The 15615-nt window shown below is 70.2% G+C and carries 14 protein-coding genes; 10 read left to right on the top strand and 4 right to left on the bottom strand.

The annotated features are described in order from the left end of the window. Positions 1 to 127: 127 nt before the first annotated feature. Positions 128 to 934: a WecB/TagA/CpsF family glycosyltransferase gene (locus Cba03nite_RS02915; protein ID WP_203741467.1), complete on the bottom strand. Its 807-nt coding sequence runs from the start codon at positions 932 to 934 to the stop codon at positions 128 to 130. Positions 935 to 1019: 85 nt separating this feature from the next. On the opposite strand from Cba03nite_RS02915, the gene Cba03nite_RS02920 reads away from it, so the two are divergent. From Cba03nite_RS02920 to Cba03nite_RS02945, 6 genes are all read left to right on the top strand, one after another. After that, complete coding sequence (locus tag Cba03nite_RS02920) at positions 1020 to 1982, top strand: sulfotransferase (protein WP_203741469.1); 963 nt, start codon at positions 1020 to 1022, stop codon at positions 1980 to 1982. Next, a complete protein-coding gene (locus Cba03nite_RS02925) occupies positions 1979 to 3016 on the top strand; it encodes a glycosyltransferase family 2 protein (protein WP_203741471.1) in 1038 nt (345 codons plus the stop codon). Before Cba03nite_RS02920 ends, Cba03nite_RS02925 begins: the two co-directional genes overlap by 4 nt. A gap of 210 nt (positions 3017 to 3226) precedes the next feature. Beyond that, positions 3227 to 3982 (top strand): DeoR/GlpR family DNA-binding transcription regulator, encoded by a 756-nt coding sequence (locus Cba03nite_RS02930; protein WP_203741473.1) that lies wholly within the window; start codon positions 3227 to 3229, stop codon positions 3980 to 3982. Further along, positions 3979 to 5007, top strand: a complete 1029-nt coding sequence (gene galT, locus Cba03nite_RS02935) for a galactose-1-phosphate uridylyltransferase (RefSeq protein WP_203741475.1) — start codon at positions 3979 to 3981, stop codon at positions 5005 to 5007. The genes Cba03nite_RS02930 and galT overlap by 4 nt, the downstream gene beginning before the upstream one ends. Before the next feature lie 10 nt (positions 5008 to 5017). Then, the gene (locus Cba03nite_RS02940) at positions 5018 to 5860 is read left to right on the top strand and encodes an alpha/beta fold hydrolase (protein WP_203741477.1); all 843 of its coding nucleotides are present in this window, start codon (positions 5018 to 5020) and stop codon (positions 5858 to 5860) included. Positions 5861 to 5909: 49 nt separating this feature from the next. Continuing rightward, positions 5910 to 7235, top strand: coding sequence for a CysS/YqeB C-terminal domain-containing protein (locus tag Cba03nite_RS02945; RefSeq protein WP_203741479.1), 1326 nt, complete (start codon positions 5910 to 5912; stop codon positions 7233 to 7235). 239 nt (positions 7236 to 7474) lie between these two features. Here the strand turns inward: Cba03nite_RS02945 and Cba03nite_RS02950 are convergent, their stop codons facing one another. Then, positions 7475 to 8692, bottom strand: coding sequence for an NADP-dependent isocitrate dehydrogenase (locus Cba03nite_RS02950; protein ID WP_203741481.1), 1218 nt, complete (start codon positions 8690 to 8692; stop codon positions 7475 to 7477). A gap of 230 nt (positions 8693 to 8922) precedes the next feature. Beyond that, positions 8923 to 9594, bottom strand: coding sequence for a uracil-DNA glycosylase (locus tag Cba03nite_RS02955; RefSeq protein ID WP_239125423.1), 672 nt, complete (start codon positions 9592 to 9594; stop codon positions 8923 to 8925). Positions 9595 to 9684: 90 nt separating this feature from the next. On the opposite strand from Cba03nite_RS02955, the gene Cba03nite_RS02960 reads away from it, so the two are divergent. After that, a complete protein-coding gene (locus Cba03nite_RS02960) occupies positions 9685 to 10167 on the top strand; it encodes an MSMEG_6728 family protein (RefSeq protein ID WP_203741485.1) in 483 nt (160 codons plus the stop codon). Positions 10168 to 10285: 118 nt separating this feature from the next. Here Cba03nite_RS02960 and mdh read toward each other — a convergent pair whose 3' ends face one another. Then, a complete protein-coding gene (gene mdh, locus Cba03nite_RS02965; protein WP_203741487.1) occupies positions 10286 to 11236 on the bottom strand; it encodes a malate dehydrogenase in 951 nt (316 codons plus the stop codon). A gap of 640 nt (positions 11237 to 11876) precedes the next feature. Between mdh and Cba03nite_RS02970 the strand changes: the two genes are divergently transcribed. The 3 genes from Cba03nite_RS02970 (at position 11877) to Cba03nite_RS02980 (ending at position 15615) form a co-directional block, all read left to right on the top strand. Then, positions 11877 to 13502 carry a peptide ABC transporter substrate-binding protein gene (locus tag Cba03nite_RS02970; RefSeq protein WP_203741489.1) on the top strand — a complete coding sequence of 542 codons (1626 nt, stop codon included), beginning with the start codon at positions 11877 to 11879 and terminating at the stop codon, positions 13500 to 13502. A gap of 198 nt (positions 13503 to 13700) precedes the next feature. Continuing rightward, a complete protein-coding gene (locus Cba03nite_RS02975) occupies positions 13701 to 14630 on the top strand; it encodes an ABC transporter permease (protein ID WP_203741491.1) in 930 nt (309 codons plus the stop codon). Between the two features lie 10 nt (positions 14631 to 14640). Continuing rightward, complete coding sequence (locus Cba03nite_RS02980; protein ID WP_203741493.1) at positions 14641 to 15615, top strand: ABC transporter permease; 975 nt, start codon at positions 14641 to 14643, stop codon at positions 15613 to 15615.

A 15615-nucleotide genomic window follows, 5' to 3' on the forward strand; every position in this document is an offset into this window, starting at 1 on the left:
CCTCCCCAGGGTCACCACCAGCGTAGTGCCCCCGGTCCGGGCTGAACAGCACCGTGGCGCAACTTAATCGATTAGGTGTTAAGAAGGGCACCTTCCTCTACGAATAGCGTTAAGAAGGTGCCCTTCCTTACTTGCGGCGGAGGGCGGAGGTGGCGAGGAGGCGGGCGGCGTAGGGGAGGTCGTGGACGAGGTAGCGGCCGGCCAGGCGGCCGGGCTCCTGGGCCAGGCGGTGGGCCCACTCGAGGCCGCTGCGCTGCATCCAGATGGGGGCGCGGTGCAGCTCGCCGGCGACGAAGCCGATGGCCGCGCCGCAGCCGATGAACCAGCTGAACGGCAGCTCGGCGCGCAGGTCCGAGATGACGCGCTCCTGCTTGGGGAAGCCGAGGCCGACGAAGACGAAGTCGGGCTTGGCCTCGATCACGTCGGTGTACACCTGCGCGCACGTCTCCGGGTCGAGGTCGAACCCGAACGGCGGCGCGACCTGACCGGCGATGCGCAGCCCGGGGCACCCGGCGGCGAGCACGGAGGCGGCCTTGACCGCGCCGTCCATGCCGGTCTCGTCGGCGGGCGAGCCGCCGAGCAGGTAGACGGAGCGGCGGGCCCGGCCGAGGGCGGCGCTGAGGGTCCAGATGAGACCGGAGCCGGTCACCCGTTCGGGGAGCGGGGTGCGGGCGAGCCTGCTGGCCCAGACCAGCGGCATGCCGTCGGCGACCACGAGCGTGGCGTCCTCCAGGAAGCCGCGCACCTCGGCGGCGCGCACCCCGCGGCCGGTGGCCAGCCGCATGATGTCGACGTTCGGGGTGAGGATGCGGCCGCCGTCGCCGCGTTCGAGCGCGGCGAGCACCCGGTCGGCCACGGTCTCCTCGGTGACCGCGTCGAACCAGGTGCCGGCGAGGCGGACCCGGCGGCCATAGACAGTCCCCGTAAAAGACACGAAATCAGACAATACAGACCAAGTAGGCGGTTCGGTCGTTATGCCGTACGAGCGCGTCACGCCGTGGCGCGGCAGTGGGGGATGTATGGCAACCAGGGTTCTCTTCGTCGGTGGGCTGGGCCGTAGCGGCACGACCCTGATCGAGCGGGTGCTGGGCGAGCTGCCCGGCGTCTGCGCCCTGGGCGAGATCGTCCATCTCTGGCAGCGCGACGTACGCGACGACGAGCGCTGCGGCTGCGGCGACCGGTTCAGCCGCTGCGACTTCTGGCAGCGCGTCGGGCACGCCGCGTTCGGCGGCTGGCACCGGGTCGACGTACACCGCATCCTGGCCCTGCGCGACCTGGTCGAGCGCACCCGGCACATCCCGCGGCTGGCCGGCTCGGCCCGCCTGGTCGGCGACTTCACCGCGCTGGTCACCGAGTACGCCGGCTACTACGCGAAGATCTACGCCGCGGCGGCCACCGTGTCCGAGGCGAACGTGGTGATCGACTCGTCCAAGCACAGCGCGCTGGCGCACTGCCTGCGCTGGTCGGACGAGGTGGACCTGCGCGTGCTGCACGTGGTGCGGGACGCGCGCGGCGTGGCGTACTCCTGGACCAAGACGGTGTCCCGGCCGGAGACCGACGGCTCCGAGGAGATGACCCGCTACGCGCCGACCCGCAGCGCGCTGCTGTGGAACGCGCACAACGCCGCGTTCGGGCTGCTGCGGCGGCGGGGCGTACCGGTGCGCCGGGTGCGCTACGAGGAGTTCCTGGCCCGGCCGCGCAACACGGTGCGCCGGGTCGCCGCGTTCATGGGCATGGACCCGTCCGTGATGGACCTGGGTTTCCTGCACGACGACGCCGTCGAGCTGTCCCGCGGCCACAGCGCCGCGGGCAACCCGATGCGCTTCACGGTCGGGCGCATCGAGCTGCGCCGCGACGACGCCTGGCGGCGGCAGCTCCCGCCGCGCCAGCGCGCCCTGGTCGGGGCCGTCTGCGCGCCGCTGCTGCGGGCGTACGGCTACCCGCTGAGCAGCAACGCCGAGATCGTAGGAGCGCACCGATGAAGCTCAAGACCAACAGCGGACGGTTCGACGGCAGCCGGGGCGCGCGCCCGGCGGCGGCCACGGCGCACCCGTCCGCCACGACCGGCACCGCCGTGCTCGGCGAGACGCCCGGCTCACGCGACTGGCCCGCCGTCGGCGTGGTCATCCCCACCCGCAACCGCCCGGAGCTGCTGCGCAAAGCCCTGGATGCGGTACGCGCACAGGACTACCCCGGGCCGCTGCGCGTGCTCGTGGTCTTCGACCAGGCCGAGCCGGACCCGTCGCTCGCCGCCGACGGCGGGCGGCCGGTGCTGGTGGTGGCCAACGCGCGCCAGGCCGGGCTGGCCGGGGCGCGCAACACCGGCATCACCGCGCTGGACACCGAGCTGGTCGCGTTCTGCGACGACGACGACGTCTGGCACCCCGCCAAGCTGCGCCGCCAGGTGGACGCGCTGGTGCGTACGCCCGCCGCGCAGTTCTCGACGTGTGCGATCGAGGTGGAGTTCGAGGGAGCCGCGCACCCGCGGCTGGCCGGGACCGACCTGGTGACCGTGGACCACCTAGCGCGCAGCCGGATGTCGATGCTGCACTCGTCGGGCTTCCTCGCCCGGCGCGAGGCGCTGCTGGCGGACGGGGCGATCGGGCCGGTCTCCGAGGACGCGCCCGGCAGCCAGAACGAGGACTGGGACCTGCTGCTGCGGGCCGCCCGGCGGCACCCGATCGTGCACGTGGACGAGCCGCTGGTGCGGGTGCTCTGGGGGCGCAGCAGCTTCTACGCGTACGAGTACGCCACGAAGATCTCGTCGTTGCGCTGGATGATGGCCCGCCACCCGGAGATCTCCGGCTGCCGCCCCGGCGCGGCCCGGGTCTACGGCCAGCTCGCCTGCTGGTCGGCCGCGGCCGGCGACCGCCGCCAGGCCTGGCGCTGGACCCGGGAGACCGTCCGCAACAACTGGCGCGAACCCCGCGCCGCCATCGCCTTGGCCGCCCTCACCGGCGCCGTCAAGGTGGAGACCGTCCTGACGGCGCTGCACCGCCGCGGCCACGGCATCTGAACGCGTTCCCACACGCCTGCTCACCAGCCGTCAGGCCCGCACACGCCGCAACTCTCGAAGACCCGCGCCCTCGCCCAGCAGGCAGGGCACAGGTCTTGGACAGTCGCGCCCGCGAACGGAGCGCGGGCGGGCGTTGCCGATGGGCGGTCGCGTAGGATACGGTGTTGACTCTTGTTGGATTTCGGTGAGTTGGCATCGTGAGGAGGCGGGGTGCTCGCGCCGCAGCGACAGCAGGTGATCCTGGCCCAGGTGCGCCGGGCGGGCGGTGTCCGCGTCGCCGACCTGGTCGCCGAGCTGGGCGTCTCCGACATGACCATCCGCCGCGACCTGGAGGTGCTGGCCGAGCGCGGGCTGGTGATCAAGGTGCACGGCGGGGCCACCGCTCCCCCGTCCGGCGTCGCCGACGAGCCCGGCTTCGCGGCCAAGGCCGAGCGCCAGCGTACCGAGAAGGCGAAGCTCGCCGAAGCGGCGGCCGCACACGTGAACCCGGGCAGCGCGATCGCGCTCTCGGCCGGCACCACCACCGTGCGGCTCGCCCAGCGGCTCATCGAGGTGCCGGGGCTGACCGTGGTCACCAACTCGATCCCGGTCGCCGACGTCTTCTACCGCTCCGGCCGCCCGGACCAGACCGTGGTGCTCACCGGCGGCACGCGCACCCCGTCCGACGCCCTGGTCGGCCCGATCGCCGTGGCCTCGCTGCGCGACCTGCACGTCGACCAGCTCTTTCTCGGCGTGCACGGGCTCAGCGTGGACGCCGGGCTGACCACGCCGAACCTGCTGGAGGCGGAGACGAACCGGGCGCTCATCGCGGCCACCCGCCGCCTGGTGGTGCTGGCCGACCACACCAAGTGGGAGACGCTCGGCATCGCCTCCATCTGCCCGCTCAGCGCCGTCGACCTGCTGATCACCGACGCCGCGCCGCCCGTCGACGTCAGCGAGCTCACCGCCGTGGAGATGACCGCATGAAGCGCACCAGCACCACCCTGGCCGACGGCCGCGAGCTGATCTACTTCGACGAGCACGACGACGCCGTACGCGCCACCGTCGACACCCGCGAGCTGCCCCCGCCGCCCCCGCCCGCGCAGCTGCGCTACGACCCGCTCACCGAGGAGTGGATCGCGATCGCCGCACACCGGCAGACGCGCACGTTCCTCCCGCCGGCCGCGGAGTGCCCGCTGTGCCCGGCCAAGCCGGAGTTCGCCGGCGAGGTGCCCGCCGACGACTACGACGTGGTGGTGTTCGAGAACCGGTTCCCGTCGTTCTCCGGCGACAGCGGCCGCTGCGAGGTGGTCTGCTTCTCCCCCGACCACGACTCGTCGTTCAAGGACCTGCCGGTGTCGCGGGTGCGCACGGTGCTCGCGGCGCTGGCCGACCGCACCGCCGAGCTGTCCGCCCAGCCGGGCGTCGAGCAGGTGTTCTGCTTCGAGAACCGGGGCGTCGAGATCGGCGTGACACTGCACCACCCGCACGGCCAGATCTACGCGTACCCGTACGTCACCCCGACCACCCGCCGCTACCTCGACGCCGCCCGCAGGCACCGGGAGCAGGGCAAGGGCAACCTTTACGCCGAGCTGCTGGCCGGAGAGCGCGCGGCGGGCGAGCGGGTCGTCGCCGCCAACGAGCACTGGACCGCGTTCGTGCCGTACGCGGCGCGCTGGCCGTACGAGATCCACCTCGCCCCGCACCGGCAGGTGCCCGACCTGGCCGCGCTCACCGACGACGAGCGCGACGCCTGTGCCCCGCTCTGGTCCGAGCTGACCCGGCGGCTGGACGGGCTGTTCGGGCTGGACATGCCCTACATCGCGGGCTGGCACCAGGCCCCGGTGCACGCCGACCGCGACCTCGGTTACCTGCACCTGCGTCTGATCAGCTCGCGCCGGGCCCCGGGCAAGCTGAAATACCTGGCCGGATCGGAGTCGGCGATGGGCGCGTGGGTGAACGACATCGCGCCGGAGCAGGCGGCGGCTGCGCTGCGGGCGGTTTCCCTCTAAGTTCGTACATGTGAACGAAGTAGAGGTCCTCGGCGTCGAAGTCGCTCCCGGCGTGACCCTGCGCCTGCGCCACCGGGCAGCCGCCGGGATAGGCACGCCGTTTCTGCTGGTCCACGGGCTTTCCTCCAACGCCCGGCTGTGGGACGAGGTCGCCGTGGCGCTCGCCGCCGCCGGGCACCCGAGCTGGGCGGTCGACCTGCGCGGGCACGGCGAGTCGGACGCGCCCAAGTCCGGATACGACACCGCGACCGCCGCGGACGACCTGGCCGCGGTGATCGATGCGCTCGGCCTGGACCGGCCCGTGGTCGCGGGCCAGTCGTGGGGCGGCAACGTGGTGGTGCGGCTGGCCGCCGCGCACCCGAAGCTGCCCGGCGCGGTGGGGCTGGTCGACGGCGGCTGGATCGACCTGCACAGCGCCTTCCCCGACTGGGAGTCCTGCGAGCGCGTGCTGCGGCCGCAGGACATCGACGGCCGCCCCGCCGACGCCATGCGGCAGTGGCTGGAGTCGGCGCACGCCGACTGGTCGGCCACGGCCAAGGAGGCGACGCTGGCCAACATGCGGGTCCGCCCCGACGGCACCATGGAGCGCCGCCTGACCATCCCCCGCCACCTGGACATCCTGCGCTCCATGTGGGACGACCCGCCCGGCCCGGACCTGCCCCGGGTCACCGTCCCCGCGCTGCTGCTGCCCGCGACCGGCCCGGACGACGAGCGCGCCGCGCCGGTGCACCGCGCCGCCGCGGCCCTGCCCGCCGCCACCGTGCGCTGGTATCCCGGCAGCGACCACGACCTGCACGCGCAGCACCCCGACCTGCTCGCCGCCGACCTGCTGACCCTGGTCCGGGCCGGCTGACCGCGGCGGACTCCGTCCGCGCCCCTGACCGGCGCAGCGAGGAGAAGGCATGACCAAGCTTCTAGTGATCATGGGATCCGGGGAGACCACCCCCACCATGATCAAGCCCCACCGGCAGTTCTTCGCGACGCTGCCGGACACCGCCCCCGCGGTGCTGCTGGACACGCCGTACGGCTTCCAGCTCAACGCAGACGAGATCAGCGCGCGGGCCGTCGGCTACTTCGCGCAGAGCGTCGGGCGGGCCGTGGACGTCGTGTCCTGGCGGCAGGCACCCCCGCCCGGCCTGGACCGCGAGCGCGCGCTGGCCGCCCTGCGCCGCGCGAGCTGGATCTTCGCGGGGCCGGGGTCGCCGACGTACGCCCTGCGCCAGTGGCACGACACCGAGCTGCCCGCCCTGCTCACCCAGGCCGACGTGCTCGTGTTCGCCAGCGCCGCCGCGCTCACCCTCGGCTCGCACACCATCCCCGTGTACGAGATCTACAAGGCCGGCGCCGACCCGCGCTGGTCTCCCGGCCTCGACCTGTTCCACCAGCTCACCGGCGTGCCCGCGGTGATCGTGCCGCACTACGACAACGCCGAGGGCGGCCACCACGACACCCGCTTCTGCTACCTGGGCGAACCCCGCCTGGCCCGTCTCGAACGCGAACTGCCCGAGGGCACCCTCATCGTCGGCGTCGACGAGCACACCGCCCTCGTCTGCGACCTCACCGCCATGACGGCCACCGTCCTCGGCAACGGCACCCTCACCCTCCGCCGCGGCGGCCACAGCACCGTCCACCCCTCCGGCACCGTCCTCCCCCTCCCCTTCCCCGAAAGGAAGGGCACCTTCTTAACGGAATACGTAGAGGAAGGGCACCTTCTTAACCCTCCGGGGGAAGGCGTCGCGGTAGGCGGCCGCAGGGACGGTGGCCGGAAGGCCGGGGGCGCGGGAGCCGGCGCAGCGGCGGATCACGACGGCGCGGGCCACCGCGTTGCGGTCGTCGCAGCGTCGCTGCGGGAGGCGGCTGACGAGGCCGAGGCCCGGTTCTCGGCCGCGCTGGCCGAGCGTGACGTCGACGGTTGCGTCGCCGCGGTGCTCGAGCTGGAGCAGGCCATCACCGACTGGAATGCCGACACGCTCACCTCCGACTCCGGCGAGCACGCACACGGCCTGCTGCGCGGCATGATCGTGCGGCTGGGCGAGCTGGCCGGCACCGCCGACCCCACGCCGCTGCTCACTCCGCTGGTGGAGGCGCTGATCAAGCAGCGGGAGGAGGCTCGCGCAGCGCGTGACTGGGCCGGGGCGGACCGGGTACGCGAGGCGCTGACCGCCGCCGGCATCGAACTCCGGGACACCCCCGACGGCCCGGTCTGGCTCCGCCGCACCGACGCTTGATCACCACCTCGTGTCGAAAAGTGTGGCCAGACCACAGGTTCCGACACGAACCGCCGATCTTCAGCGCGCGCCCGGCAGCGCGCACCCGAGGGCAGGAACAGAGCCGGCCCGCGTCTGGGGGACGCGGGCCGGCTCTGTTGGGAAGGGACGATCAGGCGGGATTCTTCTGCTGTTTCACCTGGTCAAACGACTGGAGCCGGACCAGGTTCCGGCCTCCCGCCCGATTCGCCGGGACGCGATCAGGCGCCGAGGCGGCGGGCCAGGTTGGTGTCGAGGGTGTTCATGAACTCCTCGGTGGTCTGCCACGGCGCGTCGCGCGAGATCAGCAGCGCGAGGTCCTTGGTCATCGCGCCGCCCTCGACGGTCTCGATGATGACCTGCTCCAGCGTGTTCGCGAAGTTGGTCACCTCGGGGGTGCCGTCCAGCTTGCCGCGGTGCGCGAGGCCCCGGGTCCAGGCGAAGATCGACGCGATCGGGTTGGTCGACGTCTTCTCGCCCTTCTGCCACTGGCGGTAGTGCCGGGTGACGGTGCCGTGCGCGGCCTCGGCCTCGACGGTCTTGCCGTCGGGCGTCATGAGCACGGAGGTCATCAGGCCGAGCGAGCCGAAGCCCTGCGCGACGGTGTCGGACTGCACGTCACCGTCGTAGTTCTTGCACGCCCAGACGAAGCCGCCCTCCCACTTGAGCGCGGCGGCGACCATGTCGTCGATGAGCCGGTGCTCGTAGGTGATGCCGGCGGCCTCGAACTCGCTCTTGAACTCGGTCTCGAAGACCTCGGCGAAGATGTCCTTGAAGCGGCCGTCGTACGCCTTCAGGATCGTGTTCTTGGTCGACAGGTAGACCGGGTAGTTGCGGGCCAGGCCGTAGCGCAGCGAGGCGCGCGCGAAGTCACGGATCGACTCGTCGAAGTTGTACATGCCCATGGCGACGCCGCCGTCGGCGAAGTCGGCGACGGTCAGCTCCATCGGCTCCGAGCCGTCGGCCGGCTGGTACGTGATGGTGACCTTGCCGGGGCCGGGGACCACGAAGTCGGTGGCCTTGTACTGGTCGCCGTGGGCGTGACGGCCGATGACGATCGGCTTGGTCCAGCCCGGCACCAGGCGCGGCACGTTGCTCATGATGATCGGCTCGCGGAACACCACGCCACCGAGGATGTTGCGGATGGTGCCGTTCGGCGACTTCCACATCTTCTTCAGGCCGAACTCGGCGACGCGGGCCTCGTCCGGGGTGATCGTGGCGCACTTGACGCCCACGCCGTGCCGCTTGATCGCGTTGGCGGCGTCGATCGTCACCTGGTCGTCGGTGGCGTCCCGGTGCTCCATGCCCAGGTCGTAGTACTCCAGCTCCACGTCGAGGTAGGGCAGGACGAGCTGCTCGCGGATCTGCTTCCAGATGATCCGGGTCATCTCGTCGCCGTCGAGCTCCACGACCGGGTTGTTTACCTTGATCTTCGCCATCGCGCTGGCGCTCCTCTAACCTCTGGCGTCCGGCTGCAGAGGGCCGGGCGGCGGTCACGTCTAGCAGTACGAGCGTACTGCCAACTCGACCTGCCGCAACCGCCAGGGTCCGGTGCCCCTCATCACGCACCCACCAAGATCGCGACGATCTTGCGCGAACTGTTGCCGATTCGCCGGATTCAGGCGTGTCGCACCCACAGTTCGCGCAAGATCGTCGCCAGAGAGAGGGGTCAGCTCCAGGTGATCTCGCCGCGGCCCGACTCCAGCAGGGCGGCCTTGATCTTGGAGAAGGGCTTGCTGCCGAGGAAGCCGGCGGGGTTCATGGGGCTGGGGTGGCCGGCTTCGAGGACCACGTGGTGGGAGTTGGTGACCAGGGCGGCCTTCTTGCGGGCGTAGGCGCCCCAGAGGACGAAGACCACGCGGTAGGGCGAGTCGTTGACCGCCTTGATCGCGGCGTCGGTGAACGCCTCCCAGCCCTTGTTGGCGTGGCTGCCCGGCTTGACACCGACGGTGAGCACCGCGTTGAGCATGAGCACGCCCTGGCTGGCCCACGGGGTCAGGTCGCCGTTCTTCGGGCGTGAGACGCCGAGGTCGTCCTCCAGCTCCTTGTACACGTTGCGCAGGCTCGGCGGCACGGTCACGCCGGGGCGCACGCTGAAGCTGAGCCCGTGCGCCTGGCCGGGCTTGAAGTACGGGTCCTGGCCGAGGATGAGCACGCGGGTGTGCGCGGGCGAGGTGAGCCGGAACGCCGTGAACAGGTCCTCCTGCGGGGGATACACCGTCTCGGTGGCGTACGCGTGCTCCACGAAGGCCGACAGCTTCGCGGTGGCGTCCAGGTCGAGGTGCGGCTTCATCACGTCGCGCCACTCGGCGGGCAGCAGGTCGAGCAGGTCCAATGCCATGCGGGACACCATAGTGCCCACATCCGACATCCGCGCGGCTCCGTCCCACCGCGGCGGTTTGCCTCACTTGACCTGCGGGTATGCCCCGACGTGCAGACTTTTCTGCCCTATCCGGACTTCGCGCTGAGCGCCGGGGTGCTCGATCCGCGGCGGCTGGGCAAGCAGCGGGTGGAGGCGATCCAGGTGCTGCGCGGGCTGATCGTGCCCGGCTACGGCTGGCGGCACCATCCCGCCGTGAAGATGTGGGCCGGGTATGAGGAGGCACTGGTCCGCTACGGCCTGGAGACGTGTGCCGCCTGGTCGGCGGCGGACCGCGCGGACACGTGCGCGGCCACCCTCCTGACCGACCTGCGGTCCGCGTGCGGAATCGTGGGGGTACGCCCCCAGCGCGCGCTCGCCGAGACGGGCGACCTCCCGCCGTGGCTGGGCGACGAGGCGTTCCACGCCGCCCACCGCTCCGCGCTCCTGCGCAAGGACCCGGACTTCTACCAGCCGCTGTTCGGCGGTGAGCCGTCCGACCTGCCCTACGTCTGGCCGGCCTCGGACCGCGCCCCACGCTGCCTGCCCACCTGACCGACGACCGCGCCGCTGCCGCGACCGACCGCTGCGGGCGCGGCCTGCCAGGACACGGGCGCGTTAAGAAGGGCACCTTCTACAACGCATAGCGTTAAGAAGGTGCCCTTCCTTTGGCTTACAGGCCGGCTACGTCGGACTGCTTGGCGCGGACGGCCTCGGCGGCCTCCTTGAGGCCGGCCAGCTCGGACTCGGTGAGGTCGGTGAGGACGACCTTGCGGGCGCCGGCGGCGCCGATCTCGGCCTCGACGCCGAGGTAGACGCCCTCGATGCCGTACTCGCCGTCGACCCAGGCGCAGACCGGCATGACCTCGCCGGAGTCCTCGGCCACGGCCTTGGCCATGCGGGCCGCGGCGGCCGACGGGGCGTAGTACGCCGAGCCGGTCTTGAGCAGCGCGACGACCTCGGCACCGCCGTTGCGGGTGCGGGTGACCAGCTCCTCGATCTTGTCGGCGGGCAGCAGCTCGGACAGCGGCTTGCCGTTCACGGTGCAGCGCGACGGGACCGGCACCATGGTGTCGCCGTGCGAGCCCAGGGTCAGCGTCTTCACCGAGCCGACCGGGACCTTCAGCTCCTCGGCGACGAAGTGGGTGAAGCGGGCGGTGTCCAGCATGCCCGCCTGGCCGATGACCCGGTTCTTCGGGAACTGGGTGGCGAGCTGGGCCAGCGCGGTCATCTCGTCGAGCGGGTTCGACACGACGATGACGACGGCGTTCGGGGCGTGCTTGGCGACCTGCTCGGCCACCCCACGCACGATCTTGGCGTTGACCTCGAGCAGGTCCATGCGGCTCATGCCCGGCTTGCGCGGCAGGCCGGCGGTGATCACGACGATGTCGGAGCCGGCGATGGCCTCGTAGCCGGAGCCGTCGGTGCCGGTGGTGGCGCCCACGACCTTGGTCTCGAAGCCCTCGATGGACCGCGACTGGTTGAGGTCCAGCGCGAGGCCCTCCGGCTTGCCCTCGATGATGTCGGTGAGCACGACGGTCTCGAAGACGTCGTACTCGGCCAGGCGCTGCGCGGTGGTCGACCCGTAGAAACCGGCGCCGACGACGGTGACCTTCTTGCCCATTGGCACATACTCCCTGCTGGCGGACGTCTGGCGGTAACCAGCGGCCCTGTGACGAAGGTGTAACGAACCGCACCATAGCCCGCGGGCTCTATCGAGGCCCGTTGGGGTGCGGCGGGTGTGGGCTGGAGCGCCCGGCCTCACCGACTATGCCGGTCGGCGGCCTCTTTGCCGCCTCGGCGCGCGCCCGTTTCCCGGTCATTTTCGCGGATCCTGCTCGGACGGGCGGTAGCGACCGCGCTGACCGCCGTCGATCATTTGGCCCTTTAGCTGGGGAACTAACTGTGGGTAGCAGTGGGATAGATCACCGTGTGCGCTTGGTGGCAGGATCTTCCAGTATCCGGGACGCCTTTTAGGGGCAATTCGGGCGGAGCCGCATCCCACCATGTGACAGCCTGTTGTCGTTCCGGTCACGCATTGAATCGGGCATACTGGCTTAGATCCGCCCATATAGCAGGCTGGTCTCTAATACCAAAGCCGGGTCAGATGCGCAAGTAGTCCACGCTGAGACCGTTGCGAATCTGCAATTCACGGGTTTGGTGCCGGGCCGAGCTTCGTCCTACCTTTGCCGCACGTTGCACTGCGTGACAACGGCAGGTCAGCCTGCCGACTGCTGGTGCGGCGTAGGAGATGAGGAGGCTCAATGCAGGTCCGCAGGCTCGCCGCCTGGGCCGCACTTCCGCTCGCTGTCACCCTGGGCCTGACGGCCTGTGGCAAGAGCGGTGGCGACTCGGGAAGCGCCAACCAGAACGGCGTGGTTTCGATCGGTATTTCCGAACCACAGTTCCTTTCCCCCGCCAACACCTCGGAAACCGGTGGTTCCCAGGTGCTGTCCGCGCTGTTCGCCCCCCTGGTTGACTTCGACGAGGCCAACAAGCCCTTCGAGGTCGCGGCCCAGGAGATCACCACCACCGACAACAAGACCTGGACCGTCAAGCTGAAGGACGGCTGGACGTTCCACAACGGCGAGCCGGTGACCGCCGACAGCTACATCAACGCCTGGAACTATGCGGCGTACGGGCCCAACGCGGCGAAGAACAACTACTTCTTCGACAAGATCGAGGGCTTCAAGGCGCTCAACCCGGCCGACGCCGCCACCAAGCCGGAGACGAGCACCCTCACCGGCCTCAAGAAGGTCGACGACAAGACCTTCACGGTCACCCTGAGCGCGCCGTTCAGCGAGTTCAAGGCGCTGCTGGGCTACACCGCGTTCTACCCGCTGCCGAAGGCCGCGTGGGAGAGCGACACCGCCGCCCCGCTGGTCCTCAAGAAGGACTTCCAGGAGGCGCCGATCGGCAACGGCCCCTTCAAGATCAAGGGCACCTGGCAGCACGACTCCCAGGTCGAGGTCGAGAAGTACGACGCGTTCGCGGGCACCAAGCCGCACATCGGCGGCGCCCTGTTCAAGATCTACCAGAACAGCGACGCCGAGTACGCCGACCTGCTGGCGAACAACCTGGACGTCGTGAAGCAGATCCCGACCGAGAGCCTGTCGACGGTGCAGGGCGACCTGGGCGACCGCTTCCAGCAGTCCCCGTCGTCGAGCTTCACCTTCCTCGCGTTCCCGACGTTCGACCCGCGTTTCAAGGACGTGGACGTGCGTAAGGCGATCTCGATGGCGATCGACCGCGAGGAGATCGCGAACAAGATCTTCCAGGGTTCGCAGAAGGCCGCCTACTCCTTCACCTCGCCGGTCGTCGCGGGCTACCGCGACAAGACCTGCGGCACGGCGTGCGAGTTCAACCCCACTGAGGCCAAGTCGCTGTACGAGAAGTCGAAGGGCCCGAAGGAGCTGAACATCAGCTACAACGCCGACGGCCCGCACAAGCAGTGGGTCGAGGCTACCTGCAACCAGCTGAAGACGAACCTGGGCGTGGAGTGCGTGGCCACCCCGGAGCCGAAGTTCGCCGACCTGCTCACCAAGGTCGAGAAGAAGGAAGACGTCGGCATGTTCCGCCTGGGCTGGGCCTTCGACTACCCGTCGATGGAGAACTACCTGGGCCCGCTGTACTCGACCGGTGGTTCGTCGAACTACTACGGCTACAGCAACCCGGAGTTCGACAGCCTGGTCAAGGCCGGCACCGAGGCGCCGACCACGGACGAGGCCATCAAGAAGTACCAGGAGGCCGAGGACATCCTCGCCAAGGACCTGCCGGTCCTGCCCCTGCGCTTCGGCCAGAACGTCTTCGGTCACTCGACCAAGGTGAAGAACGTCGCGATCGACCTGTTCACCCGCGTCGACCTCAACAAGATCGAGTCGGTCGGCTGACCCGCTGACGACTGATTGACGGTGGTGGTGCCGGTCCCGATCGGGCCGGCACCACCACCGCTCTGAGTGCCCCCAACCCACCTCCCCCGCCCCTGAAGGCCGGGATCCGCGCACTGCCACCACGTCGACCGCGGCACCGTGGTACGAAAGACGCAATTCGTACCTAATCGTGCTGCCAGGTGAGAGAAGAATTCGACGATGTTCCGCTACCTAGTGCGGCGCCTGCTACAGATGATCCTGGTCTTCCTCGGGACCACGTTCATCGTGTTCGCGCTCATGTTCGCCGGCGGCGAAGGCGACCCGATCCAGAACCTGGCCGGCGAGAAGCCGGTCAGCGCAGCCCAGCGCGCCCAGCTGACCGAGAAGTTCCACCTCGACGACGGCTTCTTCGAGCGCTACTGGTACTACCTCAAGGACCTCGTCACCGGAAACCTCGGTGAGTCCCTGACCGGCCGCGACATCAGCACCATGATCCTGGACGCGTTCCCGGCCACCGCGAAGCTCGCCACCATCGCCATCCTCGTCACGATCGTGTTCGGCGTGACCGCCGGTGTGATCGCCGGCATCCGGCGCGGCAGCATCTTCGACAACTCGACGCTGGTCCTGACGCTGGTCATCATCGGCATCCCGACCGTGGTGCTCGCGCCGCTGGGCCAGCTGCTGTTCGGCGTGAAGTTCCCGATCTTCCCGGCCACCGCGAACAACCCGCCCACCTGGTACGAGCTGATCCTGCCCGGCATCGTGCTGGGCCTGCTGTCGGTGGCCACCGCGATGCGGCTGACCAGAGCGTCGGTCGCGGAGAACCTGCGCGCGGACTTCGTGCGTACGGCCAAGTCGAAGGGCATGCCCGGCCGCCGCGTGATCGGCGTGCACGTGCTGCGCAACTCGCTGATCCCGATCGTCACCTTCATCGGTGTCGAGCTGGGCTCGCTGATGGGCGGCGCGATCATCACCGAGCGCGTCTTCAACATCTCGGGCATCGGCAACCTGCTCTACAAGAACCTCAACCTGGGTGACGCGCCGGTCGTCATCGGCACGGTCAGCGTGCTGGTGATCGTGTTCCTGATCGCGAACCTGATCGTGGACCTGCTGTACGCGGTGCTCGACCCGCGGATCCGGTACGAGTAGGCGGAAGACAATGAGTGATTTCGAGACCGTGACCGCCACCGAGCTGCACACCGCGGCCCCCGGCCCGGCCGGTGAGCCCAACGCCCCCGGCCAGCCGCACACCATGGAGGTCAGCAAGCCGCGCAGCGCGGCCGCCGACGCCTGGCGCGACCTGCGCCGCCGCCCGCTGTTCTGGGCCGCGGTGGCGATCGCCCTGCTGGTGCTGGTCATCACCGCCGTGCCCAGCCTGTTCACCAGCGGCGACCCGCTGGCCTGCTCGCTGTCGAACCAGAACGCGGCCCCGTCCGGGGCGGCCATCTTCGGCTACGACTACCAGGGCTGCGACGTCTACACCCGGGCCATCTACGGCACCCGGAACTCGATGATGATCGGCTTCTTCTCGGCGCTGTTCGCCGGGTTCCTGGCCATCCTCGCCGGGCTCACCTCCGGCTTCTTCGGCGGCTGGATCGACGCGGTGATCTCCCGGGTCGTCGACATCGTGCTGGGCCTGCCGCTCATCCTGGCCGGCCTGGTGCTGATGAACCGCATCGACAACGCGGGCGGCGGCAACGGCGCGCGCATCGCCGGCTTCGTGCTCATCCTGGGCGGTCTGGGCTGGACCACCGCGGCGCGCGTGGTGCGCTCCTCGGTGATCACCGCCAAGAACCAGGACTACGTGGCCGCGGCGCGGATGCTGGGCGCGGGCAGCGGGCGCATCATGCTGCGGCACATCCTGCCGAACGCGCTGGCGCCGTTCCTGGTCGTCATCACGATCGCGCTGGGCACGTTCATCGCGGCCGAGGCGTCGCTGTCCTTCCTCGGCGTGGGCCTGGAGCCCCCGGCGCAGTCGTGGGGCCAGCAGATCTCGGCGGCCTCCCCGATCGGCCTGGTCCGCACCAACCCGATCCCGCTGCTCGTCCCGTCCACCTTCCTCGCGCTGACGGTGCTCGCCTTCATCATCATGGGCGACAAGATCCGCGAAGCGTTCGACCCGAAGCTCCGGTGA

The organism is Catellatospora bangladeshensis (assembly GCF_016862575.1).
Classification (GTDB): Bacteria; Actinomycetota; Actinomycetes; order Mycobacteriales; family Micromonosporaceae; genus Catellatospora; species Catellatospora bangladeshensis.